Here is an 878-nt window from a genome sequence, read left to right as displayed (position 1 = left end):
CTAAGACCTGCCCCGTAAGTCGGGGCAGTCCGGGGTAACAGGCATGCCGCTCCGGCGTGGTCCCTGCACCGCGAACGCGGGTCGGAGCTCATCCGGGGTTGACATGCCGCACGTTCCGGCACTTCGCCGAGCAGAGGCCCGCCCCCATGCCTTCCGCCGGTGGCGGCGGGCACGGGGGTGGGCTGCCGTACCGCCCGTCCGCTGCCCGGTCGGGGCGGGGACGGGACTTACGACGGTTGACTCGGACAGGGCCTCTTGCAGCCCCTGAAAATCATGGGTGAGCAGCGCCGCCGCCCGGTCGTAATCAACGGCGGCGGTGCCCGGGTCGGCCGGGTCGGAGAAGACCACGAGGGCGGCCAGCGCGGCGGAGACCAGGTCCCGATCCCCGGTCAGGCCGCAGGCGGGGCAGGCGTGCACCCGCACACCCAGGGTTTTGGTGACCTGCGTCCCGCACAGGCAGTGCTGGGACAGGGCGGTCGGACGGGTGGCGGCGCGCAGCAGGGCTCCGCCGGCGGCCGTGCATTCGGCGGCCAGCGCGGTGAGGAGCTGGCCGGGGGTGAACGCCGCGCAAGCCTTGCCCCAGCGGCGGTGCCAGGCGGCGATGTGGCAGTCCTCGACCACCAGGTTGGTGCCGTGCAGGCTGGTGATGGTCGCGGCGGCCTGGCGGGCGCGGGCCCGCCTTGCGGCGGTGCGGCGGGCTCCGGCCGCCTTGTCCCGGGCGCGGAGCCGCCGATACGAGCGTGACAGGCGGTCGTGCCGGTGCGGCCGTGCGGGGCGTTTTCCCCGTGCTTGGGTGAGCCGTTCCCCGCCCGGCAGATGGATCTGTTTGACGGGCAGGCCGGCCTGGGCGCGGCGGGCGGCGCGGGCTTGCTGCCGGG

Annotated in this window: 1 protein-coding gene; it reads right to left on the bottom strand. The window is 74.9% G+C overall.

All coding sequences use genetic code 11. The features are described from left to right. Positions 1–878, bottom strand: an 878-nt coding sequence (locus ABGB08_RS54695) for a hypothetical protein (protein ID WP_347608566.1), incomplete at its 5' end; no start/stop codon positions are given.

It is taken from the genome of Acrocarpospora sp. B8E8 (assembly GCF_039871605.1).
Lineage (GTDB): Bacteria > Actinomycetota > Actinomycetes > Streptosporangiales > Streptosporangiaceae > Acrocarpospora > Acrocarpospora macrocephala.
Note: the sequence above shows the minus strand (reverse complement) of the source record. Positions and strands in the feature narration are given on the sequence as shown.